Genomic DNA, 21,801 nt, shown 5'->3' with positions numbered 1-21,801 from the left:
CCACCGGGGGCGGCCACACGTTGTCCGAGGTGAATCGGCGGGCGAGGGGAGGACGGCACCAGTGCAGGGACTCGTTCTGCAGCTCTCGCGCGGCCTGTTGTTGGCGCTGTTGTGGCTGTTCATCTACCTCACCCTGCGGGCGCTGAAGACCGACGTCTTCGGCAACGTGGGGATGCGCTCGTCCGGCCGCGGCGAGCGCCGGGGCGGCGTGTTCGGCCGCGGCTCCCGGGCGATCCGGCATCTCGTGGTCACCCAGGGCGCCCTCGCAGGTACCCGGATCACCCTGTCCGAGCAGCCGGTCCTGGTGGGCCGGGCCGACTCGTGCACCCTGGTGATCGACGACGACTACGCCTCCAACCAGCACGCCCGCCTGTCCCCGCACGGCCCCGACTGGTTCCTCGAGGACCTCGGCTCGACCAACGGCACCTATCTGGACAGATCGCGGGTGACGACCCCGGTCAAGGTGGACGCCGGCACGCCGATCCGGATCGGCAAGACCGTGATCGAGCTGCGCACGTGACCCCGGCGCTCGTCTACACCGCGCGCTCACATCTGGGCATGGTGCGGGAGAACAACGAGGACTCGGCCTACGCCGGACCCCGGCTGTTGGCCCTCGCCGACGGCATGGGCGGCCACGCCGCGGGTGAGATCGCCAGCCAGTTCGTCGTGGCGGCGCTGGCGCGGCTCGACGAGGACGAACCGGGGCAGGATCTCACCGGGGCCCTGACCCGCGCGCTGACGGTCGGCAACGAGGCGATCGCCTCCCACGTCGAGGCGTACCCGGAGACCGACGGCATGGGGTGCACGGCCACCGCGCTGCTGTTCGACGGACGCCGCATGGGCCTGCTCCACGTGGGTGATTCCCGGGCCTACCTGCTGCGCGACGGGACGCTGACCCAGATCACCAAAGACGACACCTTCGTCCAGTCCCTCGTCGACCGCGGGGAGCTCTCCGCCGACGAGGCCCACACCCATCCGCGACGCTCGCTCATCCTCAAGGCGCTGACCGGGGAGCCGGTGGAGCCGACCGCCGTCATCCGCGAGGCGCGGGTCGGCGACCGCTACCTGCTCTGCTCCGACGGCCTGTCCGACCCGGTGAGCACCGAGACGATCGCCGAGACGCTGGCCACCGGCACCGTCGAGGAGGCCGCGGACCGGCTGGTCCAGCTGGCGTTGCGCTCGGGCGGGCCGGACAACATCACGGTCGTCCTGGCCGACGTCCTGGACTCCCCGCGCGACGCGCCGGTCATCCCCGTGGTGGTAGGCGCGGCGTCGGGCGACGAGCCGGGCCAGATCGACCCCGCCGCCGACCCCTACTCCGACACCGCGGCCGGTAAGGCCGCCGCGTTCTCACGCGCCCAGGTCGCCTCACGCGGGGGAGCCGCCGGCACGTCCGGGGCCGCCGGCGCCTCGGGTGACGGGCGTGGGAACGGATCCGACGACGACGACGAGGTCGACGCCGCCCCACCGCGCGGCAGCAGATGGCGTTTCGCCCTGAGCGTCGTCGGGGTGCTCGTACTGCTGGCCGGGATCGTGGGCGTGTCCGCGCTGCTCGTCCGCAGCAACTACTTCGTCACCGAATCGGACAGCCAGGTCGTGGTGAAGAGGGGCATCTCCGGGGAGGTCTTCGGCATCTCGTTGGCCTCGGTCATCCAGGTGGGGTGCCTGACCCGCGAGGGCGACCTGACCATGCACTCCCCCGATGCCATCCCCGCCGGGTGCGACGTGTTCACCCTCGGGGATCTCCGCGAACCCGCCCGGGAGACGGTCCGCGCCGGACTGCCGTCGGGCAGCCTCGCCGAGGCGGGCGCCCAGGTCTCCCGGCTCACGGAGGACAACCTCCTGCCGCCGTGCGAACCTCGTGAGCAGCAGGAGCGCCCGCGCGAGCAGACCTCGTCGTCGTCCTCTCCCACCGCGTCGCCCTCTAACACGGGTTCCCCCGCACCCACCGGGTCGCCGTCGCCCGGCGAGCCCGCCCCCACGGACGAACCGGCGACTCCCCCCTCCCCCACGACCCCCGCACCCGTGCCCGGGGAGACCTGCCGGGCGGTGAGCTGACCCATGCCCTCACCCGCATCAGCCTCACCATCGTCGGCCTCACCCGCATCCGACCCCCGCGGCCGGGCGGTGCCCGACAGCCCGCGCCGGGGCAAGGAACTCGTCCTGCTCATCGCCGCCGCGGTGATCGTCGGTTTCTCACTCCTGCTGGTCCAACTCGCCCAGGAGCAGGAACTGTCCCTGGCGCTGCTGTGGATCACCCTGGCGTTCCTCGGTCTCGCCGGCGGCGCCCACCTGCTCATCCGCTGGCTCGCCCCCTACGCCGACCCGGTGTTGCTGCCGGGCGTCGCCCTGCTCAACGGGCTGGGACTGGTGCTCATCTACCGGCTCGACCTGTCGTACGCGGCCAACGCCGCGGCGAGCGGCAACGACCCGCCCGGCATGGACGTCACCCGGCAGCTGCTGTGGACGTTCCTCGGCCTGACCGTGATGGCGGCCGTGCTGTACTTCCTGCGCGACCACCGCGTCCTGGCCCGGTACGGCTACACGATGGGATTCGCCGGCCTCGCACTGCTGGCGATCCCGGCGCTGCTCCCCTCCCGGTTCTCCGAGATCAACGGCGCCAAGAACTGGATCATCCTGCCCGGGTTCACCATCCAGCCCGGCGAGTTCGCCAAGATCCTGCTCATCATCTTCTTCGCCTCGATCCTGGTGGAGAAGCGCGAGCTGTTCACCACCGCCGGCAAGCGCGTGCTGGGCGTGGACCTGCCGCGCGCCCGCGACCTCGGGCCGATCATCGTGGCCTGGTTCCTGTCCCTGGGCGTGCTGGTGTTCAACACCGACCTCGGCATGGCCCTCCTGCTCTTTGCCACCGTGCTCACGCTGCTGTACGTGGCCACCGAGCGGGTGAGCTGGCTGCTCATCGGCGTGGTCCTGGTCGCCGTGGGCGGCGTGCTGGCCTACGCACTGTTCGGGCACGTTCGCGTGCGGTTCCAGATCTGGCAGGACCCCTTCGCGTTCTTCGACACCGGCGGCTACCAGAGTTCGCAGGCCCTGTTCGGCCTCGCCTCCGGCGGCATGGGCGGCACCGGTCTCGGCAACGGGCGACCCGACCAGGTGCCGTTCGCGAACACCGACTTCATCACCTCCACCATCGGCGAGGAACTGGGCCTGATCGGCCTCGCCGCGGTGCTGATGGTCTACGCGATCCTCATCCTCCGCGGCATCCGGGTGGGGCTGACCATCCGCGACAGCTTCGGCAAGCTCGTCGCCGTGGGCCTGGCGTCCACCATGGCCATCCAGATGTTCGTCGTGGTCGGCGGCGTCTCCACCCTCATCCCCCTCACCGGCCTGACCCTGCCGTTCATGGCCTACGGGGGCTCCAGCCTGTTGGCGAACTACGCACTGGTCGCCATCCTGCTGCGCCTGTCCCACGACGCGCGCCGGCCGCTGCCCACCCCACGTCAGGCACCGGCGCTGGCAGAGGCCGCCACCGGCATGATGCGGGCGCCCAAGCTGCGCGCGCCGGGCCGGAGGAACGGGTGAGCGCCGCGTGAACACCGCCATCCGACGGGTCGCGATCGCCGCCATGGTCATGGTGGTGGCGCTGCTGTTGCAACTGACCTGGGTCCAGGTCTTCCGCGCCGACGAGCTCCGTGCCGACCCCCGCAACACGCGGATGCTCCTCGACGAGTACTCCCGCCAGCGCGGCCAGATCACCGCCGGCGGACGGGTGCTGGCCATGTCCCTGCCGTCGGAAGGACGCTTCGAGTTCCAGCGCACCTACCCCACCGACCCTGTCGTCTTCGGCCCCACCGTCGGCTACTACTCGCTGCAGTTCGCCACCGCCGGGGTCGAGCAGACCCAGGACGCCTTCCTCAACGGCTCCGACCCGAGACTGCTGTCCCAACGGATCACCGGTCTGATCTCGGGCCGCACCCCGCAGGGCGGCTCGGTGGAGCTCACCCTGGACCCCACGGGCCAGGAGGTCGCCTACGAGGCCCTGCGGCGCGGCGCGGGCCAGGGGCCGTTCGTGGGCTCCGTCGCCGCCGTCCGCCCCTCCACCGGTGAGGTGCTCGCACTGGCCTCCAGCCCGTCCTTCGACCCGGGCGCCCTGTCCAGCCTGGACCCGGAGGTCCGCGCGCAGGAGATGGCGCGCATCGAGCAGAGCTCGGACCGGCCGCTGCTCAACCACGCCACCCAGCAGTCCCTCCCGCCCGGCTCCACGATGAAGGTCATCACCACCGCGGCCGCGCTCGAGCAGGGCATGGGGCCCGAGACCCCCGTCTCCGGCGCCGACCGCACCCTGCTACCGGGCACGTCCACCTACCTGGAGAACTACGCCGGCCAGACCTGTGGCGGCAGCACCGTCACCCTGCGCACGGCCCTCGAGAGGTCCTGCAACGTGCCCTTCGTCGAGCTGAGCCAGGAGATCGGCGCGGAGGCCTTCACCGAGATGGCGGAGAAGTTCGGCGTCGACGGCACCGCCCCGGATGACTTCGGCATCCCGGTCGCACCGTCGGGCCTGGGGCAGATGGAGGACGACGCCCAGCTGGCGATGAGTTCCATCGGGCAGAGCGACGTCCGGATGACGACCCTGCAGAACGCCATGGTGGCCGCGACCGTCTCCAACGGCGGGGTCCGCATGGAACCGCAACTCATCAAGACCCTGACGGCGCCCGATCTCTCCGTCGTCCAGGGCTTCACGCCCCGCGACGCCGCCCGCGCCCTCACCGACGAGCAGGCCGGCACACTCACCGAGATGATGGTCGCCGCCGAACAGGGCGCCGGGGGCGGCTTGCCCGGGGTCACCGTGGCCTCCAAGACCGGCACCGCCGAGCACGGCGTGGACTCCTCCGAGTCCATCCCCTACACCTGGTACATCGCGTTCGTCCCCGGCCGTGACGTGGCGGTGGCCGTGGCGATCGAGTCCGGGCCCGGGGTCGATCGCAGCACCGTCGGGTCCACCTACGCCGCACCCATCGGTCGCGAGGTCCTGGGCGCGCTGCTGGGAGGGACGCCGTGAGTCTGAACTCCGGCGCGGTCCTGTCCGGCCGCTATCGCCTCCTGCGCCTCATCGCCACCGGCGGTATGGGGCAGGTGTGGGAGGCCGACGACGGCGTCCTCGACCGCCACGTCGCCGTGAAGGTGCTCAAGGCCGAGTACTCCTCCGACCCCGAGTTCGTCGAGCGCTTCCGGTCCGAGGCCAAGGTCACCGCGAGGATCTCCCACCCCGGGATCGCCACCGTCTACGACTACGGGCAGATCGACGACCCCGCCTCCGGGAACCCGCTGTCCTACCTGGTCATGGAACTCGTGGTGGGCGAGCCGCTCTCGGACGTCCTGGCCCGCGAGGGCACGCTGCCGATGCGGCACACCCTCGACATGCTCGAGCAGACCGGCCGCGCCCTCAACGCCGCCCACGCCATCGGCCTGGTCCACCGCGACGTCAAGCCGGGCAACATCCTCATCACGCCCGCCGGGCAGGTGAAGCTCACCGACTTCGGGATCGCCAAGTCGATGGGCGCGTCCGCCGTCACGCAGACCGGGATGGTCGTGGGCACCGCCCAGTACATCGCGCCCGAGCAGGCCATGGGCAACGAGACGTCCCCGGCCGGGGACGTCTACTCGCTCGGCGTGGTGGGTTACGAGTGCCTGGCCGGTCGACGGCCGTTCGTCGCCGACTCGCCGGTCTCGGTGGCGATGATGCACGTCCGCGACACCCCGCCGCCGCTCCCGGACTCGGTGCCCGGACCGGTCCGACGCGTCCTCGCCGAGGCCATGGCCAAGGACCCCGGTCGGCGCTACCCGGACGGCGAGGCCTTCGCCGAGGCGATCGCCGACCTCCGGGCCGGACGCGACCCGCGTCTCCCGGGCGCGTTCATGGCCGCCGGCGCCGCCGCGGGGGCTGCCGCAGCGGCCACCGGTGCCACCGCCGCGACCACGGTCCTGCCCGATGACGACCCGGGCGGCGTGTACCGGACCGGGGGTTCGCCCGACCCGACGCGCGCCTACACCCGCACCCACCCCGGCACCGCCGGACAGCCGCGCACCGAGGGATCGCGGCCGGCACGCCCGGCGCCGGCGGCACGACCGCAGCCCGCGCCCGCCGCGACCCGGCGTCAGCCCGCCCCACCGGTCACCTCGCGGCCCCCCCGCCGCGGCCGCGGCGGCTCCGGCTGCGTGGGCTGGTTCCTCGTGGTGTTCGTCCTTGTGGCGGCGCTGGCGGTCGCGGCCGTCATCGCCCTGTCCAACGTCGGGGTCTTCGGCCCGGGCGGGATCTTCGGCCGGACCACCCCCACGACGCCGCCGTCCACCGCCCCCGTGACGACCACCACCACGCAGGCGCCCGCCCCGGCGCCCGAACCGCCGCCGACCCCGACGCCGACCCCCGAACCCGCGCCGTCACCGACCGCGGTTCCGCCGGCACCCGACCTGCAGGACATGCTGGACTCCCTCACCTCGGAGTTCAGCTCGCTGATCCCGCCCGAGGGGCAGCCCGGTGGGGGCCAGGGGCAAGGTCAGGACGAGGCGCAGGGCCAGGACGAGGGGCAGGGACAGGGCCGAGGCCAGGACCAGGCGCAGGGCCAGGCCCGGGGCGCGGCCGGTGACGCCGTGCCCGTTCCCGCCCGGTGGGCAGGTGTCGACGGATGACCACACCATCCGTCCTGGCCGGGCGCTACGAGATCGGTGAGCCCCTCGGATACGGCGGCATGTCCGAGGTCCGTCGCGGGCGCGACACGGTCCTCGGCCGGGACGTGGCCGTCAAGATCATGCGCCCGGAACTGGCCCGCGACGAGACCTTCTACCAGCGCTTCCGTCGGGAGGCCCAGAACTCGGCGTCGCTGAACCATCCGTCGATCGTGGCGATCTACGACCAGGGGGAGGAGCACACCGCCGACGGTTCGCTGCCCTACATCGTGATGGAGGTGGTCGAGGGCGACACCCTCCGCGACATCGTCAGAATGGACGGCCCCATGGAGGTCGAGCGTGCCCTCGGCGTGATGGCCGATGTCTGCGGTGCGCTGGACTTCTCCCACAAGAAGGGCATCGTCCACCGCGACGTCAAGCCGGCGAACATCATGATCTCGCGCGACGGCGCGGTCAAGGTCATGGACTTCGGCATCGCGCGCGCCCTCAGTGACTCCAGCTCGACCCTCACCAACACCTCGTCCGTCCTCGGCACCGCCCAGTACCTCAGCCCCGAGCAGGCGCGCGGCGAGACCGTGGACGCCCGCTCCGATCTGTACTCCGCGGGCTGCGTGCTTTACGAGATGGTCGCCGGCGTACCGCCGTTCACCGGCGAGTCCCCCGTGGCGGTGGCCTATCAGCACGTCCGCGAATCCCCCGCGCCGCCGTCCGCGGTCAACCCGGAGGTGAGCCGCTACGTCGACGCGGTGGTCATGCAGGCGATGGCCAAGAACCCCGAGAACAGGTACACCTCCGCGGGGGAGATGCGCACCGACCTGCTCACGGTGCTCACCGGCGGCCGCCCGGCGGCGCCCCTGGTGCTGACCGACGACGAGCTCGACGACGACCAGCGCCCCGACGCCCCCCACGGGTTCACCGGCGCGGGATACGGAACCGGCGCGTCCCGCTGGTCACCCGGTGATGCGCCCACCGAGGCACACGACCTGCCGGAGCTGGCCGGTCGTGCCGCCGGCGCGGGTGCTCCTGCTGGCGCAGCCGGTGCCGGTGCCGGTGCCGGTGCCACAGTCGCGCGTCCCGCCTCCCATCGCGGCGACACCCGACGCGACGACGCTCGTCGCAGGCCACGCGCGGTGGCCATCGCGCTCGCCGCCCTGCTGGTGCTGGGAGGGATCGCGACGGTGTCGATCCTGGCGACCTCTGGCGACCGCGGCGGTGTCGCGCAGCAGCAGGAGGTCACCGTCCCCGAGGTCGCCCAGCGGCCGGTCGCCGAGGTCGTCGAGGAACTCACCTCGATCGGGCTCGAACCCGTGCAGACAGCGGCGCCGCACCCCCAGATCCCCGAGGGTCACGTGATCTCGTCCGACCCCATCGCCGGCAAGCGTCTCGCGGTGGGCTCGGAGATCAGCCTGGTGGTCTCGACCGGCAAACCCATCCTCTCGGTGCCCAACGTGATGGGGATGTCTCCTACCGATGCCCGGCTGGCCCTCGAGGAGGCCGGGTTCCAGGTGGTCCCGGAGAACGAGGCCCGGCCGTCGACACCCGAGGACCAGGACAAGGTCGTCGCCACCGAGCCCGGACCGGGTGCACAGGTGCCCTCCGACCGGCCGGTCCGGCTGACGGTGGGCTCCGGCCCCGAACAGCTCGCCGTGCCCGATGTCGTGGGTCAGTCCGCCGACCCGGCCCGCGCGACCCTCGAGGCGGCCGGCTTCCGGGTGGACACCCAGCGGGTCGACGGCACCGCGCCCGAGGGCCAGGTCGTGGGCCAGTCCACGGCCGCGGGCCAGACCCAGCTCAAGGGCGCGACCATCACGCTTCAGGTCTCCGCCGGGAACCGGTTCGTTATGCCCAACATCGTCGGCGACACCGTGGAGGAGGCCCTCGGCAAGCTCGAGCGGGCCGGCTGGCGTGGCGACCGCGGGCAGCTGGTGGAGCTCCCGCAGAACGACCCCGACCTCAGCCGGGTGGGCCAGATCTGGTCGCAGCAGCCGCCCGTGGGCGAGGCCGGCGTCAACGACCAGGTCGTCGTCCGGGTGATCCGGTTCGGGCTGGTGCCCGGCCCGGGCTGACCGGGCGAGCTGACCAGCCGGTCAGGCCAGGGCGGCGCCGCGGGTCCGGTCGAGCTCGGATTCCAACCGCACGACCAGTGTCTCCGACGGCCGCTCGCCGCACAGCCCCAGCCAGTTGGCGAGCATCCGGTGCCCTCCGTCGCTCATCACCGATTCGGGGTGGAACTGCACCCCGTGGACGGGCATCTCGCGGTGACGCATCGCCATGACCAGGCCCGAACCGGTCCACGCGGTGGGAACCAGTTCGTGCGGGATCGTCTCCGGCAGGACCGTCAACGAGTGGTAGCGCGTGGCCGTGAACGGGCTGGGGATACCGGCGAGGACTCCCGAGTCGTCGTGCGTGACCTGACTGGTCTTGCCGTGCATGAGCTCGGCGGCCCGGTCGACCGTCGCGCCGAAGGCCTCCCCGATCGCCTGGTGGCCCAGGCACACTCCCAGCACCGGGACGCCCGCGTGTCCACAGACCCCGATCAGCGGGATCGTGGCCCCCGCCCTGTCCGGCGTTCCGGGACCCGGGCTGAGCAGGACTCCGTCGTACCCGCTGACCACGCTCTCCAGCCCGGCCACGTCATAGCGACCGTCCGGGCCGGCGAGCCTGGGGTCGTCGTTCCGCCACACGTCGCACTCCGCGCCCAACTGGCCCAGGTACTGGACGAGGTTGTAGACGAAGCTGTCGTAGTTGTCGACGACGAGGATGCGCATAGACGCAGCGTACTGCCGTCGCACGGGTGAGCGTCGGGGGCGGGCTTGGTAGAGTGGCCCCGACATCCCCCACCAGTTCGAGGACTCCATGCCCAAGTCAAAGGTCCGGTCCAAGACCGAGTACACCGACGCGGCCGTCAGCCGCACCCCCGTCAAGGTCAAGGGGACCCCGACCGCGCGGTGGTACCTGGTGCTCATGCTCGCGCTGATGATCCTGGGGCTGCTCTGGCTGGTGACGTATTACATCGCCGGTGAGCGGATCCCGTTCATGGCCTCTCTCGAGACGTGGCAGAACTTCGCGATCGGTTTCGGCCTCGCGGTCGTGGGACTCCTCATGACCATGAACTGGCGCTAGCCGGCCCGCCCGGCCGCACTCCCCGGGCACGTTCCGCCTGTTCCACAGGTTTATCCACAGGTCACCCCCCGCCCGACGCGGGGGGTGACCTGCATTTTCTCTGAGAACGCTGCATCCATGCAGGTCACGGGGCTCTGGTGAGGTAAAGAGGGGTCTCGACCCGCCTTTTCCACACCCCTCACACGCTGTGGAGAACTTCCTCCACACTGGGGATAACGCCTATGTGTTGACGATGCCGACGACGCCGCAGGTCGGGACCGCGTCGACTCGAACGGCAGTCGAACTCCACCCGTGTTATTCATCCACAGTGTGGATAGCGCCTGTGGATAGGGGAGGATGTCCGGCATGAGTGGTGACGCCGTGTCGGGAGCCGGTCCGCGGGCGGCGTCGTGGTCACCCGGGGCCCTGTGGCCGGGCGTGCAGATCCTGCTCGGGGTGGCCCTGGTGGTGATCGGCCTGCAGCGGCAGGATCCGCTCGCACTGCTGCTCACCGGCCCGGCGGCGCTGTTCCTCACCCTGTCGGGTGTGTCCCACCTGGTCCGGCGGCCCCGACTCGAGGTGGTGGACGGGCAGTTGGCGATCAAGAGGCTCCGCCGCGTGGACTTCGTCCCGCGGTCCGAGGTGGTGGAGGTCCGCCCGCTGGGGGTCTCCCGATGGGGGGCGCGGCAGCACCTGCTGCGACTCGAGTACACGGACGAGCGGGGTCGCGAACGACTGGACGTGTTCACCCGGCTCGATCTGGGGGCGGATCCACGGGACGTGGTCGACGCGCTGCACCGTCTGGGATTCGGGGCGGTCGGCGACGGCCGGTGAGGGTCAGACCGCTCCCGGCGGACGACGCGGGGGTCGGACGATGTGGGGGTCGACCGACGCGGGTCAGACGCCGGTGGGAATCAGCGGGTGACGAGGAACCCGAACGTCATGGTGTCGGCCGCGAACCACCCGGCGGCGCCGACCGACCCGACCACGACGAGGAAGCCGGCCCACGAGACGACCTGGCGGCCCGTGCGGCCCACGCGCCGCGGCATCCGGCGTGGCACCACCACCAGGGCGAACGCGGCGACGGCGCCGGCCGCGAGCCCGCCCAGATGGGCCGCGAGCGAGATGCCGGGCACGAGGAAGCTCACGCCGACGTTGAGGACGAGCAACACCCCGATCCCCCTGACGTCGAGGCGCATCGACATCGCCACGATCGCGTACGCGCCCATCAGGCCGAAGATCGCCCCGGAAGCGCCGGCCGTGAGGGCGCCCTGGCCGTAGAACATCACGGCCACCGACCCGCCCAGCGCCGAGCCCAGGTAGAGGGCGAGGAAGCGGACGTGCCCGATGCTGCGCTCGATCCCCAGTCCGAGGATCCACAACATGTACATGTTGAGCAGCAGGTGCATCGGGCCGAAGTGCTGGAACGCCGAGGTGAGCAGACGCCACCACTCGTCCCGGGCCGCCACCAGCGGCGGGAAGAGCGCCGTGGCCTCGAACAACGGCGACGCGTTGTTGGTCAGGAAGCTGCGCGCCTGCACGACGGTGGCGGCGTAGACGGCCAGGTTGGCGGTGATGATCCACGCCGTGACCGGCTGGAGGCGGAAGAATCTCGCGACCGCGCCACCGCGTCGGGTCTGGGTGCTCATGTCTCCCGGTTATCCGTGCTGCGTCTCGTTCGTGCGGTGTCCCGTCCCCGCCCTGTCCCTGCCGCGTGCCGGCCCTGCCGCGCTGCGGATAGACCGGCGGCGCGGGTCCGGGAGTCCGGAACCCGCGCCGCCGGTCGACCGGGACCGCTCGGTCAGGAGATCTCGATCGACTCGATGACGACGTCGTCGGTCGGCCGGTCCATCGCACCGGTCTTGGTGGTCGCGATGGCGTCCACGACCTTGCGCGACTCCTCGTCGGCGACCTTGCCGAAGATCGTGTGGCGGTTGTTCAGGTGCGGCGTGGCGCCGACGGTGATGAAGAACTGCGAACCGTTGGTGCCCGGGCCGGCGTTGGCCATGGCCAGCAGGTAGGGCTCGGAGAACTGCAGCTCCGGGTGGAACTCGTCCTTGAACTGGTAGCCCGGTCCGCCCCGGCCGGTGCCGGTGGGGTCGCCGCCCTGGATCATGAACCCGGAGATGACGCGGTGGAAGATCGAGCCGTCGTAGAACGGTCCGCTCTTCTCACCCTTGGCGTTGGCCTGGGAGTAGTCCTTGGAGCCGTCGGCGAGACCGACGAAGTTCGAGACCGTCTCCGGGGCGTGGTTGCCGTACAGCTCGATGACGATGTCACCACGGTTGGTGTGGATGGTTGCCTTCTGCGTTGCGATGCTCACGCCACCCATCCTGCCACGCCGCAGGGACCGATGTCGGCGAGGTGGTGGTCGGTGTCGGGCCGCTGTGCCACCATCTACCCATGAGCAAACGAAGCGATCGCGCCGACGAGCGTAAGGCCGTCAAGCAGGCGCAAAAGGACCTGGACAAGGCCGGCACCGCCGCCCGGAAGGCGTTCGACCTCAAGGACCCCCGCTTCCTGGGCGAGGCAGCAGTCGCCGCCACCCGTGGACCGGTCGGCCTGGCCCTCTTCGGTGCCAGCCGCGGCATCCAGGTGATCCGGGATCGTCGCGCCGAGCAGGCCGAGCTCCTGGGCGATCTCGCCGCGGACGCGAGGCAGCACGCCTCCGCGCTGCGCGAGCAGACGTCGGCTCTGGCCACGCCGCCCCAGAAGCGCAACCCGCTGCGCCGCTTCGCGCCGCTGTGGATCGTGGGCCTCGCCGGCGGCGCCGCCGTCGCGGGTGCCACGGCCTATTTCCTTCGTGGCCAGGGCTCGCCCACCTCGCCGTCCGCGCCCACCCCGACCCCCGCCCCGCCGCGGACCCCCACCCCGGCCGAGGCGGCCGCCGAGGGGCGCGACCAGGCGACCGGCTCGGCGCCCGCGGCCACGACCGGCCCCGGCGTGACGGGTGACCCCGTGGGTTCGGAGACCGGTGAGGACCTGACGATCGAGTCCGCCGATCCCGAGGGGCCCTCGGACCAGTCCGCCGACACCTCCCCCGCCGCGGGCAGCGCGGTACCCGGTCCGGCGGCCGGGTCCGCACCGCAGCCCTCGGACGACCAGCCGGTCGGCGAGGCGTCCACGGACGGGACCGCGACCGACAAGTGATCGACCGGGACCCGATCCCCGACGGCTCCACAGCCGACGACACCGCCCTCGACGACACCGCACTCGAGGTCATCGCGTCGAGCCTGCCCGAACTGGGTCCCCTGGACGTCCACGCGCTGTACAAACTGCGTGTGGACGTCTTCGTCGCGGAACAGGACTGCCCGTACGCCGAGATCGACGACGTCGACGCCGATCCCGGCACGATTCACCTGCTGGCCCGTGCACCGGACGGCGCGGTCGTCGCGACACTGCGGGTGTTCGGATCGGACGCGGGCGACGGGGTCATGCACATCGGACGTGTCTGCACGACGCCCGCCTGGCGGGGTCGGGGCATCGCGGCGCGGCTGATCCGCCGGGGGCTCGGGCTGTGCCGGGACCGGCCCGTGGAGATCGGGGCCCAGGCCTACCTGGAGAGGTGGTACGAGCAGTTCGGATTCGCGCGGTGCGGGCCGGACTATCTCGATGGGCGGATCCCCCATCTCCCCATGCGGCGCGACCTCCTAGAATGAGACCCGGCTCACCCCCTTCGATCCCTCCCGAGGACACACATGACGTCTGACGCTCCCTCCGGCTCGCTGGTCAAGGCTCTCCTCCCGGAGAGCGAGATGCCGACGCACTGGTACAACATCCAGGCCGATCTCCCCGAGCCCATGGCACCGCACCTGCACCCGGGGACCAAGGAGCCGCTCGGTCCCGAGGACCTCGCCCCGCTGTTCCCGATGTCGCTCATCGAGCAGGAGGTCACGCCGGAGCGCTACATCGAGATCCCCGAGGCGGTGCAGGAGATCTACCGGCTGTGGCGGCCGTCGCCCCTGATCCGTGCCCGCCGCCTGGAGAAGTCGCTCGGCACGTCGGCGCGGATCTACTACAAATACGAGGGCACCAGCCCGGTCGGCTCGCACAAGCCCAACACCGCGGTCGCCCAGGCCTACTACAACGCCGCCGAGGGCATCACCAAGCTCACCACCGAGACCGGCGCCGGCCAGTGGGGCGCCTCTCTGGCGTTCGCCGGTCAGGCCTTCGGCATCGAGGTGGAGGTGTGGCAGGTCAAGGCCTCGTTCGAGTCCAAGCCGTACCGCCGGATGCTCATGGAGACCTTCGGCGCCTCGGTCCACCCGAGCCCGTCGGACCTGACCGAGGCGGGACGCTCGTTCCTGGCCAAGGACCCCGACACCCCCGGTTCGCTCGGCATGGCGGTCTCCGAGGCCGTCGAGGTGGCCGCCGGCGACCCCGAGGCCCGCTACTCACTGGGGTCGGTGCTCAACCACGTGTGTCTGCACCAGACCGTGATCGGTGAGGAGGCCCTCAAGCAGCTGGGCATGTTCGGCGAGGACGCGCCCGACTACGTGTACGGCTGCGCCGGTGGCGGCTCCAACCTCGCCGGGTTGGCCTTCCCGTTCATCCGCGAGAACCTCGCCGGTGCCCGGACGCAGATCATCGCCGTCGAGCCCACGGCGTGTCCGTCGCTGACCGAGGGCGAGTTCCGGTACGACCATGGTGACGTCGCCGGCCTGACCCCTCTGATGAAGATGTACACCCTCGGTCAGGACTTCGTCCCGGACCCCATCCATTCCGGTGGCCTGCGCTACCACGGCATGGCGCCGCTGGTCAGCCACGTCAAGCACCTGGGCCTGCTCGATTCCATGGCGGTGGAGCAGAACGTCGCGTTCGCCGCGGGCGTGGAGTTCGCCAAGGCGGAGGGCATCGTCCCCGCACCCGAGTCGACGCACGCCCTCGCAGGTGCGATGGCCAAGGCCCGCGAGCACACCGGTGAGGCAGGCACCGGACCGTCGATCGTGATCGGCCTCTCCGGTCACGGCTTCCTCGACCTCCCCGCGTACGAGTCCTTCATCCGCGGTGAGATGGGCTGACGCCTCCGCAGACCCCCCGACCGTTCCACACCCTCGATCACAGGAGCCCCCTATGACCAAGACCATCGACTTCACCGACCGCGTCGCGATCATCACCGGCGCCGGCGGCGGCCTCGGCCGCGCCTACGCGCTCGCGCTGGCCGAGCGTGGCGCCAAGGTCGTCGTCAATGACCTGGGCGGCGACGTCCACGGCGAAGGTGGCACCCCCTCCCTGGCGCAGCAGGTCGTCGACGAGATCACGGCCGCCGGTGGCGAGGCCATCGTCGACGGCAACGACATCACCGACGAGGCCGCCGTCGCGTCCCTCGTGTCGACGGTGATCGACAAGTGGGGCCGCATCGACGTGCTCATCAACAACGCCGGCATCCTGCGTGACAAGTCGTTCGCCAAGATGGAGATGGACGACTTCCGCAAGGTCGTCGAGGTGCATCTCATGGGCTCGGTCAACTGCACCAAGGCCGTGTGGCCGCACATGGCCGAGGCGGGCTACGGGCGCATCCTCATGACCGCCTCCACCTCCGGGATCTACGGCAACTTCGGCCAGGCCAACTACGGGGCCGCCAAGTCCGGGCTCGTCGGCCTGATGAACGTCCTGGCGATCGAGGGCGCCAAGAAGAACATCAAGGTCAACGCGATCGCCCCCACCGCGGCCACGCGGATGACCGAGGATCTGCTGCCGCAGCGGGTGCTCGACATCATGGGCCCGGAGACCATCGCCCCCGGCGCCCTGTTCATGGTTAGCGAGGACGCCCCCACCAAGACCATCCTCGGTGCCGGCGCCGGCGTGTTCGCCGTGTCCCAGATGGTCGAGTCGCGGGGCGTCTACCTCCCCGACGACGCGCGCACCCCCGAGGTCGTCGCGGAGCGCTGGAACGAGATCGCGGACGTCACCGACGCCAACCCCCTGGAGTCGGCTTTCGAGCAGACCTCCAAGTACGCCGCGCTCGCCGCCCGCGAGCTGGGCCTGCACCTGGAGAGCTGAGGAAGGGCCGCCGCCGCGACACCCCGCCACCCCGGCACCCGCCGGAGCCCCCGCCGTCGAGAAGAGCGCTGGGCGGCGCGGCCAGCGCGGGCGGGGCGAGCGGGGGTCACTCCTGGTCGGCGAACTGGGTTTCGTAGAGCTCCGCGTAGCGACCGCCGGCGGCGAGGAGCTCGGCGTGCGTGCCCGACTCGACCACCCGGCCGGCCTCGAGGACGAGGATCGTGTCGGCGGCGCGCACCGTCGACAGCCGGTGGGCGATCACCAACGACGTGCGATCGGCCATCGCCTCGCTCAGCGCCTCCTGGACGGCGGACTCGTTGGTGGAGTCCAACGCACTGGTGGCCTCGTCCAGCACCACCACCGACGGGGCGGCGATGAGCAGCCGCGCGATCGTCAGTCGCTGACGCTCACCTCCCGACAGCCGGTAGCCGCGATCACCGATGACGGTGTCGAGACCGTCCGGCAGCGACCGCACGAGATCCTCGAGCCGGGCCCGGCGCAGCGCGTCCCAGACGAGGTCATCGGAGACCTCCGGCCGCGCGAAGGTGAGGTTGGAGCGGATCGTGTCGTGGAAGAGGTGGCCGTCCTGCGTGACCATACCCACCGTGCGCCGCAGCGACGACGAGGTGACCCGACGCACGTCGAGTCCCGACACCCGCACCGCACCCGAGTCGACGTCGTACAGCCGCGGCAGCAGGGAGGCGATCGTGGACTTGCCCGCGCCGGACGACCCGACCAAGGCGATCATCTGTCCCGGTTCGGCGCGGAAGGAGATCCCGTGCAGGACCTCCTGGCCGCCGCGGGTGTCGAGGACCGCGACCTCCTCGAGCGAGGCGAGGGAGACCTTGTCCGCCGAGGGATAGGAGAACGTGACGTCGTCGAACTCGATGGTCGCCGGGCCCTCCGGGATGGCGACGGCGTCAGGGGCGTCGGAGATGAGCGGTTCCAGGTCGAGGACCTCGAAGACCCGCTCGAAGCTGACGATGGCCGTGACGATGTCCATCGGCGCGTTGGCCAGGGAGGTCAACGGGCCGTACAGGCGGGTGAGGAGCAGCGCGAGGGCCACGACGGACCCGGCGTCGAGGGCGCCGTTGAGTGCGAACCACCCGCCGAGCCCGTAGACGAGCGCCAGCGCCAGCGTGGACACCAGGGTCAGCGAGTTCATGAACACACTCATGAGCAGCGCGGTTCGCACGCCGATGCCGCGGACCCGGCCCGCGCGGGCGGAGAACTCCGCCGACTCCGTCTCAGGACGTCCGAAGAGCTTGACCAGGGTCGCGCCGCCGGCGTTGAACCGCTCGGTCATCTGGTCGTTCATCGACGCGTTGAGATCCGAGGCCTCGCGGCGGAGCCGCGCGAGCCGCTTGCCCACGTAGCGGGCCGGGAACAGGAAGATCGGCAGCAGCAGGACGGACAGGACGGTGAGCTGCCAGTTGATACCGGCCATCACGGCCAACGTGAGTACGAGCTGCACCAGGTTCGACACGACCCCGGACAGCGTGTCCGAGAACGCGCGCTGGGCGCCCATCACGTCGTTGTTGAGGCGACTGACCAGCGCGCCGGTGCGGGTGCGCATGAAGAAGGCGACCGGCATCGTCTGGACGTGGTCGAACACCGCGCGGCGCAGGTCGAGGATGAGGCCCTCCCCGATCCGAGCGGACCACAACCGGGTGACGACGGCGACGATCGCCTCGATGATCCCGATCGCGGCGATGGCGAGCGCGAGGCCGAAGACCACCCTGACGGGCGAGGCCTCGACGATCGCGGTGACCACGCGGCCGGCGAGTAACGGCGTCGCCACGGCGAGGGTGGCCCCGAAGACGGAGAGCACCAGGAAGAAGACGATCCGCCGGGTGTGCGGGCGGGCGAACTGCCCGATCCTGTGGAAGTTCTCGCGGGTGAAGACACTGCGGTCCAGCGCGATGTTGTTGTTCTCGGCCCGCATGAGCGTCCGCATGGCGGCCTGCTGCATCGTCACGTAGCGGTACTCCTCCCGCGTCGGAGGGGGGCCCCGACGACCGTTCGGTACAACCCGGCACGGGGCCCACGTATTCCGGCCCGGGTCTGCGGCGGCGGACCTCGTCGTCGTCGTCCCGATCCCGTCTTTGGACAAAATCTGGGGTGATGTCTAGACACGGCGGGGGATTTTGTCTAACGTCAGGGGCAACACAGTGGCATACGCCACATCCTGTTGACCCGGAGGTCGTCTGCGATGTCCAGCACCGAGCACATCAGCCCCACCGACGGGGCGCCGCACACCCACCACGAGGCGGACGCCGCCGTCGAGCCCTACGCGTGGACCGACGCCAAGCGGTACCTGTGGCTGCTCGGACTCATCCCCGCGATGGGTCTGTTCGTGTCGATGCCGATCGTCGCCGGCCTCAACGCCCTCGGCTGGGGCGTGGCGGCCACCGTCGCCTGGTTCCTCCTGCCCTTCCTCGTCTACGTCGCGATCCCCCTCGGGGACCTGGCGATCGGCGCCGACGGTGAGAACCCGCCCGACGAGGTCATGGACAAGCTCGAGGCCGACCCGTTCTACCGGTGGTGCACATACCTGTACATCCCCTTCCAGTACGCGTCCCTCATCGCGGCCGCCTACCTCTGGTCCGCCGACGACCTGTCGTGGCTGGGCTACGACGGGGGTCTCGGGATCGCCGCCTCGATCGGCGTCGCCTGGACCGTCGCGATCACCGGCGGGATCGGGATCAACACAGCCCACGAGCTCGGGCACAAGATCGCCGGCAGCGAGAAGTGGTTGTCCAAGGTCGCCCTGGCCACCACCGGTTACGGACACTTCTTCATCGAGCACAACCGCGGGCACCACGCCCGTGTCGCCACCCCCGAGGATCCGGCCAGCTCGCGCTTCGGCGAATCGTTCTGGGCCTTCCTCCCGCGCAGTGTGTTCGGGTCGCTGAAGTCGGCCTGGCACCTGGAGTCCGAGCGTCTCGGGCGGCTGGGCAAGAGCCCGTGGACCCTGCGCAACGACAACCTCAACGCCTGGCTCATGACGGTCGTGCTCTTCGGCGGACTCATCGCCGTGTTCGGCTGGGAGATCGCGCCGTGGCTCATCGTGCAGGCCGTCTTCGGCTTCTCGCTGCTGGAGGTCGTCAACTACCTCGAGCACTACGGCCTGCTCCGCCAGAAGACCTCCGCGGGGCGCTACCAGCGCTGCCGCCCGGAGCACTCGTGGAACTCCGACCACCTGGTGACCAACATCTTCCTGTACCACCTGCAGCGTCACTCCGACCACCACGCCAACCCCATGCGTCGCTACCAGGTACTGCGAAGCTTCGAGCAGGCCCCGCAGCTGCCCTCGGGCTACGCCACGATGATGGTCCTGGCCTACGTGCCGCCGCTGTGGCGCAAGGTCATGGACAAGCGCGTCCTGGCCCACTACGACGGCGACATCACCCGCGCCAACATCCAGCCGTCCAAGCGCGAGAAGATCCTCGCCCGGCACGGCGCCGGGTCGACGGCGGTCGCCGAGCAAATCGTGGCGGACACCGACATCGCGACCGATCAGACCTCACCGACCGGTGAGTACGTGTGCCCCAACTGCGGGAACCACTACTCGGAGGCCGCCGGGCTGCCGCGCGAGGGTTTCCCCGCCGGGACCCCGTGGTCGGCCATCCCCGACAGCTGGCGGTGCTCGGACTGCGGCGTCCGCGACAAGGTGGACTTCCTGCCCGTGAAGTGACCCCCGCGTGCGGGGCTCCGATCGGCCCTCCGCCGCCCGGCCCATGGGATCAGGAACAATGGACACCATGCCCCGTCACCGCCCCACAAGTGACCGACGCTCCCCCGGCGATCCCCGCGGGGAGCGTCGGTCCCTGCGCTCCACCGTGTTCGAGGCCATGCACGAGCTGCTGGGCTCGCACGACTGGTCCTCGGTGACCATGTCCGACGTGGCCAAGGCCGCCGGTCTCAGCCGGCAGACCCTGTACAGCACCTTCGGCAACCGTCAGGGACTGGCGCAGGCGTACGCACTCCAACTGTCGGAGACCTTTGCCGGGGAGATCCGCGACTCGATCATCCGCCACCCGGGGCAGATCGAGACCGCGCTCAACGAGGGGATCAACGGGTTCCTCCTGTCGAGCCGGAACGACCCGCTGGTCCGCGCCCTGCTCACCGGCGACATCAAGCCGGACCTGCTGCGCCTCATCACGACCGAGGCCGGGCCGCTCATCGAACGGGCCACCGAGGTGCTCACCCCCGCCCTGTCCGACAGCTGGATGCGCATCGAGGAAGCCCAGGCGCGGCTCGCGGCGTCGATCATCGCCCGGATCGGCATCAGCTTCATCTCGCTGCCGCCCAACGACCCCGACCAGCTGGCGTCGGGCCTCACCGAGGTCATCGCCCCGTACCTCCAGAAGGTCATCCAGGTCGACGTCCAGGGCTGAGCCCCCGGCCCCGCGGGGCCGGGCGCTCTACGCGCCGTCGGCGATGGTCGACCGCGCACCCGGCTGTCCCGGCACCGGGACGCTCGCCTCGAGGAACAGTCCCCGCGCCTCCACGCACAGCCGGTCGCCGGCGTGGATGGTGGCGTGCGTCCACGTCTTGCGGCCGTCGACCTCGTGCACCCAGGCCCGGAACGTCAGCGGCTGGAGCAGCGGCGTGGGCGAGCGATAGTCGATCTCGTAGTGCGCCGTCATCCCGAAGCGGCCACCCCAGTGGTTGGCGAAGCCCATCATGTGGTCGATGACGAGCGCGCTGATCCCCCCGTGGACACATCCCGGCGGGCCCTGGTAGACGGGACCGAGGGTCACCTCCGCCATCACCGACCCGTCATCACAGCCGTGGAACTGCACCGGCGGGGCGATCGGGTTCTCCTGCCCGCCCACCGGGTTCGAGCGACGGGTCCCGGCACCGGTCCACATGTTCTCCAGCCGACGAGAGGGCGTCGGGACTCGCGGTTCCAGCAGATCAGCGACCTCCGCCAGGCGGTCGGCGATGTCCCCGAGCTCGACCTCGGAGTGCGCCAACGCCGCCGTCGCCTCCCGCAACCTGCGCAGTTCGGCCACCGCGCGGTCCAACTCCGGGTCCGCCGGCGGCAGCTCGGGGACGGGGATCGGGTCGAAGGAGTCCCCGAACCGGCTCCGCGCGGCGTCGAGGGAGAACTGGTCCGGATCCAACCCCGGGAGGGGTACTCCCCCGAATCCGGGACTATCGCTCTGTTTGGTCATACTCTTAGAGTATGTCGACACCTGTCAATCCGAAGCCGTTCGATCCCGTTACCTATGGCCCGTGGGCCCTCGTCGTGGGCGGAAGTGAGGGCGTGGGCGCCGAGATCGCGTTCCGCCTCGCCGATCAGGGCGTGTCCTCCGTGCTCGTCGCCCGCAAGGCCGGGCCCCTCGAGGAGACCGCCGAGGCCGTCCGCGCCAAGGGCGTCGAGTGCCGGGTCGTGTCCGTCGACCTCACCGAGCCCGGCGCCACCGAGGGCATCGCCGCGGCCTGCGAGGGCCTCGACCTGGGACTGCTCGTCCTCAACGCCGGCGCCAACACGTACGGCTCCGAGTTCGTCGAGTCCGACATGACCCAGGTTCAGAAGGTCATCGACCTCAACATCACCTCGCCGATGCAGATCATCCGGCAGTTCGGCCCCGCCCTCAAGGCCCGGGGTCGCGGCGGCATCGTGGTGATGGGCTCGATGGCCGGCTACCTCGGTCACGCCGACATGAGCGTGTACTCCGCGGCCAAGGCGTTCAGCCGGGTCTTCGTCGAGGGCCTGTGGCTGGAGATGCGCGAGCACGGGGTGGACGTCGTCGAGGTCATCCTCGGCGTCGTCCGCACCCCCGCGATGATCCGCGCCGGCCTGGACATGGACCTGCCCGGCTTCACGGTGAGCGAGCCCACCGAGGTCGCCGAGGAGGTCCTGGCGTCCATCGGCAACGGCCCGATCCACGTCTGCGGCGGCGAGAACAACCGCAAGGGCGTCGAGTTCTCCTCCGGCGTCGACCGGGGCCGGATCGTGGCCGGATCCCACAAGCGGATGAAGGCGCTGCGCGGGAACTGAAGTCCGACGCGACGCACGTGTCGGTGCCCGGCCGT

At 70.9% G+C, this 21,801-nt stretch carries 20 protein-coding genes; 15 read left to right on the top strand and 5 right to left on the bottom strand.

Features of this window, described 5'->3' with window-relative positions; translation table 11 throughout:
• The first annotated feature begins 61 nt into the window (after window positions 1–61).
• From AC3DEV_RS11895 to pknB, 6 genes are read left to right on the top strand one after another with little or no spacing between them, the layout of a single operon-like run.
• Window positions 62–520 (top strand): FHA domain-containing protein FhaB/FipA, encoded by a 459-nt coding sequence (locus tag AC3DEV_RS11895; RefSeq protein WP_067716492.1) that lies wholly within the window; start codon window positions 62–64, stop codon window positions 518–520.
• Window positions 517–2,058, top strand: a complete 1,542-nt coding sequence (locus tag AC3DEV_RS11890; protein WP_488372240.1) for a PP2C family protein-serine/threonine phosphatase — start codon at window positions 517–519, stop codon at window positions 2,056–2,058. The genes AC3DEV_RS11895 and AC3DEV_RS11890 overlap by 4 nt, the downstream gene beginning before the upstream one ends.
• 3 nt (window positions 2,059–2,061) lie before the next feature.
• Window positions 2,062–3,543 (top strand): FtsW/RodA/SpoVE family cell cycle protein, encoded by a 1,482-nt coding sequence (locus AC3DEV_RS11885; RefSeq protein WP_488372239.1) that lies wholly within the window; start codon window positions 2,062–2,064, stop codon window positions 3,541–3,543.
• A gap of 7 nt (window positions 3,544–3,550) precedes the next feature.
• A complete protein-coding gene (locus tag AC3DEV_RS11880) occupies window positions 3,551–5,023 on the top strand; it encodes a penicillin-binding transpeptidase domain-containing protein (RefSeq protein WP_163376747.1) in 1,473 nt (490 codons plus the stop codon).
• Window positions 5,020–6,651 (top strand): serine/threonine-protein kinase, encoded by a 1,632-nt coding sequence (locus AC3DEV_RS11875; RefSeq protein ID WP_488372238.1) that lies wholly within the window; start codon window positions 5,020–5,022, stop codon window positions 6,649–6,651. The genes AC3DEV_RS11880 and AC3DEV_RS11875 overlap by 4 nt, the downstream gene beginning before the upstream one ends.
• The gene (gene pknB / locus AC3DEV_RS11870; protein ID WP_488372237.1) at window positions 6,648–8,714 is read left to right on the top strand and encodes a Stk1 family PASTA domain-containing Ser/Thr kinase; all 2,067 of its coding nucleotides are present in this window, start codon (window positions 6,648–6,650) and stop codon (window positions 8,712–8,714) included. Before AC3DEV_RS11875 ends, pknB begins: the two co-directional genes overlap by 4 nt.
• Window positions 8,715–8,735: 21 nt before the next feature.
• Here pknB and AC3DEV_RS11865 read toward each other — a convergent pair whose 3' ends face one another.
• Complete coding sequence (locus AC3DEV_RS11865) at window positions 8,736–9,416, bottom strand: aminodeoxychorismate/anthranilate synthase component II (protein ID WP_488372236.1); 681 nt, start codon at window positions 9,414–9,416, stop codon at window positions 8,736–8,738.
• Window positions 9,417–9,504: 88 nt separating this feature from the next.
• On the opposite strand from AC3DEV_RS11865, the gene crgA reads away from it, so the two are divergent.
• Both crgA and AC3DEV_RS11855 read left to right on the top strand, forming a co-directional pair.
• Window positions 9,505–9,771, top strand: coding sequence for a cell division protein CrgA (crgA, locus tag AC3DEV_RS11860; protein ID WP_067716511.1), 267 nt, complete (start codon window positions 9,505–9,507; stop codon window positions 9,769–9,771).
• Window positions 9,772–10,116: 345 nt separating this feature from the next.
• Entirely contained in the window at window positions 10,117–10,584 is a 468-nt protein-coding gene (locus AC3DEV_RS11855) for a PH domain-containing protein (RefSeq protein ID WP_067716538.1), read from the top strand.
• Window positions 10,585–10,664: 80 nt separating this feature from the next.
• Here the strand turns inward: AC3DEV_RS11855 and AC3DEV_RS11850 are convergent, their stop codons facing one another.
• Together AC3DEV_RS11850 and AC3DEV_RS11845 are read right to left on the bottom strand one after the other, a co-directional pair.
• A complete protein-coding gene (locus AC3DEV_RS11850; protein ID WP_067716514.1) occupies window positions 10,665–11,399 on the bottom strand; it encodes a rhomboid family intramembrane serine protease in 735 nt (244 codons plus the stop codon).
• Window positions 11,400–11,551: 152 nt separating this feature from the next.
• On the bottom strand, window positions 11,552–12,082 hold the full coding sequence (locus AC3DEV_RS11845; RefSeq protein WP_167457879.1) for a peptidylprolyl isomerase: 531 nt from the start codon (window positions 12,080–12,082) through the stop codon (window positions 11,552–11,554).
• A gap of 71 nt (window positions 12,083–12,153) precedes the next feature.
• Between AC3DEV_RS11845 and AC3DEV_RS11840 the strand changes: the two genes are divergently transcribed.
• The 4 genes from AC3DEV_RS11840 to AC3DEV_RS11825 are packed head-to-tail and all read left to right on the top strand — an operon-like array spanning window position 12,154 to window position 15,753.
• On the top strand, window positions 12,154–12,900 hold the full coding sequence (locus AC3DEV_RS11840) for a hypothetical protein (RefSeq protein ID WP_259839706.1): 747 nt from the start codon (window positions 12,154–12,156) through the stop codon (window positions 12,898–12,900).
• On the top strand, window positions 12,897–13,409 hold the full coding sequence (locus AC3DEV_RS11835; protein WP_488372235.1) for a GNAT family N-acetyltransferase: 513 nt from the start codon (window positions 12,897–12,899) through the stop codon (window positions 13,407–13,409). The genes AC3DEV_RS11840 and AC3DEV_RS11835 overlap by 4 nt, the downstream gene beginning before the upstream one ends.
• A 39-nt stretch (window positions 13,410–13,448) precedes the next feature.
• Window positions 13,449–14,771, top strand: a complete 1,323-nt coding sequence (locus tag AC3DEV_RS11830; protein WP_488372234.1) for a TrpB-like pyridoxal phosphate-dependent enzyme — start codon at window positions 13,449–13,451, stop codon at window positions 14,769–14,771.
• Between the two features lie 52 nt (window positions 14,772–14,823).
• Complete coding sequence (locus AC3DEV_RS11825) at window positions 14,824–15,753, top strand: SDR family oxidoreductase (RefSeq protein ID WP_067716521.1); 930 nt, start codon at window positions 14,824–14,826, stop codon at window positions 15,751–15,753.
• A gap of 106 nt (window positions 15,754–15,859) precedes the next feature.
• On the opposite strand, the gene AC3DEV_RS11820 is transcribed toward AC3DEV_RS11825, so the two are convergent.
• The gene (locus AC3DEV_RS11820; protein WP_488372311.1) at window positions 15,860–17,725 is read right to left on the bottom strand and encodes an ABC transporter ATP-binding protein; all 1,866 of its coding nucleotides are present in this window, start codon (window positions 17,723–17,725) and stop codon (window positions 15,860–15,862) included.
• 240 nt (window positions 17,726–17,965) lie between these two features.
• Between AC3DEV_RS11820 and AC3DEV_RS11815 the strand changes: the two genes are divergently transcribed.
• Window positions 17,966–19,450, top strand: a complete 1,485-nt coding sequence (locus tag AC3DEV_RS11815) for a fatty acid desaturase (RefSeq protein WP_488372233.1) — start codon at window positions 17,966–17,968, stop codon at window positions 19,448–19,450.
• A 67-nt stretch (window positions 19,451–19,517) separates the two neighbouring features.
• Window positions 19,518–20,153, top strand: coding sequence for a TetR/AcrR family transcriptional regulator (locus AC3DEV_RS11810; protein ID WP_240341480.1), 636 nt, complete (start codon window positions 19,518–19,520; stop codon window positions 20,151–20,153).
• Window positions 20,154–20,180: 27 nt separating this feature from the next.
• Here the strand turns inward: AC3DEV_RS11810 and AC3DEV_RS11805 are convergent, their stop codons facing one another.
• The gene (locus AC3DEV_RS11805) at window positions 20,181–20,936 is read right to left on the bottom strand and encodes a PaaI family thioesterase (RefSeq protein ID WP_472982735.1); all 756 of its coding nucleotides are present in this window, start codon (window positions 20,934–20,936) and stop codon (window positions 20,181–20,183) included.
• Between the two features lie 11 nt (window positions 20,937–20,947).
• On the opposite strand from AC3DEV_RS11805, the gene AC3DEV_RS11800 reads away from it, so the two are divergent.
• Window positions 20,948–21,766, top strand: a complete 819-nt coding sequence (locus AC3DEV_RS11800) for an SDR family NAD(P)-dependent oxidoreductase (protein ID WP_240341479.1) — start codon at window positions 20,948–20,950, stop codon at window positions 21,764–21,766.
• The last annotated feature ends 35 nt before the right edge of the window (window positions 21,767–21,801 follow it).

The sequence above is a fragment of the Dietzia sp. IBK-p2-15D genome, assembly GCF_057773105.1.
This window is presented reverse-complemented; position numbering and strand designations above follow the sequence as displayed.

Bases quoted from the DNA above. Each gene is read 5' to 3' on its own strand.
- AC3DEV_RS11885 (WP_488372239.1), top strand. From the start codon at position 2,062: ATGCCCTCACCCGCATCAGCCTCACCATCGTCGGCCTCACCCGCATCC.
- AC3DEV_RS11820 (WP_488372311.1), bottom strand. From the start codon at position 17,725: ATGCAGCAGGCCGCCATGCGGACGCTCATGCGGGCCGAGAACAACAAC.
- AC3DEV_RS11815 (WP_488372233.1), top strand. From the start codon at position 17,966: ATGTCCAGCACCGAGCACATCAGCCCCACCGACGGGGCGCCGCACACC.
- AC3DEV_RS11825 (WP_067716521.1), top strand. From the start codon at position 14,824: ATGACCAAGACCATCGACTTCACCGACCGCGTCGCGATCATCACCGGC.
- AC3DEV_RS11800 (WP_240341479.1), top strand. From the start codon at position 20,948: ATGTCGACACCTGTCAATCCGAAGCCGTTCGATCCCGTTACCTATGGC.
- AC3DEV_RS11830 (WP_488372234.1), top strand. From the start codon at position 13,449: ATGACGTCTGACGCTCCCTCCGGCTCGCTGGTCAAGGCTCTCCTCCCG.
- pknB (WP_488372237.1), top strand. From the start codon at position 6,648: ATGACCACACCATCCGTCCTGGCCGGGCGCTACGAGATCGGTGAGCCC.
- AC3DEV_RS11845 (WP_167457879.1), bottom strand. From the start codon at position 12,082: ATGGGTGGCGTGAGCATCGCAACGCAGAAGGCAACCATCCACACCAAC.
- AC3DEV_RS11850 (WP_067716514.1), bottom strand. From the start codon at position 11,399: ATGAGCACCCAGACCCGACGCGGTGGCGCGGTCGCGAGATTCTTCCGC.
- AC3DEV_RS11855 (WP_067716538.1), top strand. From the start codon at position 10,117: ATGAGTGGTGACGCCGTGTCGGGAGCCGGTCCGCGGGCGGCGTCGTGG.
- AC3DEV_RS11810 (WP_240341480.1), top strand. From the start codon at position 19,518: ATGCCCCGTCACCGCCCCACAAGTGACCGACGCTCCCCCGGCGATCCC.
- AC3DEV_RS11840 (WP_259839706.1), top strand. From the start codon at position 12,154: ATGAGCAAACGAAGCGATCGCGCCGACGAGCGTAAGGCCGTCAAGCAG.
- AC3DEV_RS11865 (WP_488372236.1), bottom strand. From the start codon at position 9,416: ATGCGCATCCTCGTCGTCGACAACTACGACAGCTTCGTCTACAACCTC.
- AC3DEV_RS11805 (WP_472982735.1), bottom strand. From the start codon at position 20,936: ATGACCAAACAGAGCGATAGTCCCGGATTCGGGGGAGTACCCCTCCCG.
- crgA (WP_067716511.1), top strand. From the start codon at position 9,505: ATGCCCAAGTCAAAGGTCCGGTCCAAGACCGAGTACACCGACGCGGCC.